Source organism: Acetitomaculum ruminis DSM 5522, assembly GCF_900112085.1.
In the GTDB taxonomy this organism is placed as follows: domain Bacteria; phylum Bacillota; class Clostridia; order Lachnospirales; family Lachnospiraceae; genus Acetitomaculum; species Acetitomaculum ruminis.
The window spans coordinates 1-1,789 of sequence record NZ_FOJY01000045.1 but is presented as its reverse complement, the minus strand read 5'-3'; the positions used below and the strand labels follow the sequence as shown (position 1 = coordinate 1,789).

2 protein-coding genes are annotated in these 1,789 nt (G+C 32.6%); both read right to left on the bottom strand.

The window, feature by feature from the left end; all coding sequences use genetic code 11:
- Positions 1-1,156 (bottom strand): hypothetical protein (locus tag BM153_RS13395; RefSeq protein ID WP_143088323.1); only part of this gene is annotated, 1,156 nt, incomplete at its 3' end.
- Positions 1,157-1,249: 93 nt separating this feature from the next.
- Positions 1,250-1,789: DUF4430 domain-containing protein (locus tag BM153_RS13835; protein ID WP_177205739.1), on the bottom strand; the 540-nt coding region annotated here is incomplete at its 5' end.

The following is a 1,789-nucleotide window of genomic DNA, read 5'->3' as shown; positions in this document are numbered from 1 at the left end:
CAATAGCTTCTTTATCTTCTAATTTAATCTCATTTACTTCAGGGAGAGCTATAATATCTTCCACTAATTTTACAAGGTCTTCATTTACTAAAGCTTTAAGATAAGGATATCCATCATTTATGTACTCAGACATTCCCCAAGTGTCGATTAAATCATAAAGAGCAAAGGTATCCTGATTTTTAAGCTCTTCTTCGGTTTTTTCCATGGATTCATTATCCACACATTTAATATTTGCTTTTCCTTGTTCTGTACCACATATCAAATGAGATTTGTCTTTATTATAAAAACAGTTTTCTTGGATACAATTTTTTTTGTTACCTGCAAAAGCTACGATTGCTGTATGGCTTGTTGACATATCTTTAATTGTCTTATAATATTCTTCAAGCTTTTCACAATCCTTTATGATGTTAGAGTCTGTACATCCCCCTAAAGCAAGGCAATTTTCATATGAGCCATCAGTTGAAGCTAATGCTCCAAATTGGCACAATTCAATACGAGGTTCTTTACCTTCCTCATTTTTTAGAAAGGCAGCAAGAGAATCTTCATCTATGCTATAATTAAGGTTCACAATACAACTAGTAACATTCGAACAAAGTGTTACTATTCCACTACATTTTATATCATTATTATTTGAAGGATTCAAAATAACCTTTACATCACCATATATTTTTATATTACTAAATTCTGCCCGTGCGTTATATCCTCCAGCCGCAGCATTTAGCACCAATCCATTGGCATCACCATTTTCGTCAGCTGCAAGAGTACAATCTTTTGCATATACTTCTAAATTTTTTAAAGTTCCATTCCTAAAGGATAATGGAAATACAGCTGATTTATTTGTCATATTATCATTAGAATAGGTGATTTTATGTCCCTTTCCATCAAATACTCCCGAAAAAGTACCGCGCTCTCCCCAACTTTTATTATCAAAAACTAAATCAGTTTCAAGATTAACAGTTTTTCCTTCAAATTTTTCATTTGAAAAACTTAAAGCTATAAATGCATCCCAGTCTTCCAGAGAATTTATATGATAAACACCTTCTGCATCCGGAGCAAATGTGCCTTCCGCTAAGACTTTTTGTCCACTAAAACATATAAAAGCTGCCATAAAAACAGCGATTAAATAACTACTGTTTCTTTTTATTTTATTAAACATTTTTTCTCCTAATATTTTAAAGAAGGAGTTGCCAGATGATTTTATCAGGACAGCTCCTAATTTTTTTAATTTTATTTAGCTACTTTACAACTATTAAAAAACATAGCTATTCCAAGCATCTGCCTGAATCCACTGTCCTGCTGCATCTTCTACCCAACTGTCTTGTCCTAAATCAAGTCCCATAAACATAGAGAAGTTAAGGTCAACCTTATCATTATCCTGTAATACTTGATCACAGCCTAGATTATTTGTATTTCCATTGATAATAATCATCCAGCCTGAATAATTGTTATAGTCTTTTTCACTTAAATAACCAACTTCATTAACTGTATTGTTAAATGTTACATTTGCTTTATTATAAAGATTTTCCTCAAGGTGATTTAATTCATCCAAGCAAGAATATTTATTTTTACTTGCACCATCCCATGTAGAAGCTGTACCATTATCACCAAAGAACTTATTTGTATTACTATGATCTTTTACCTTAACAGCAGAAATGTAATTTCCCCATTTTGTGCTTGACCATTTCAAAATACCCTGGGTATAATATCCTTTTGCGTCTGGTCCGGATGCAGTATCTGCTCCTGATACAGCCTTTAATGCATCTAAAGCTGTAGAACCAGCTGGAAGTGT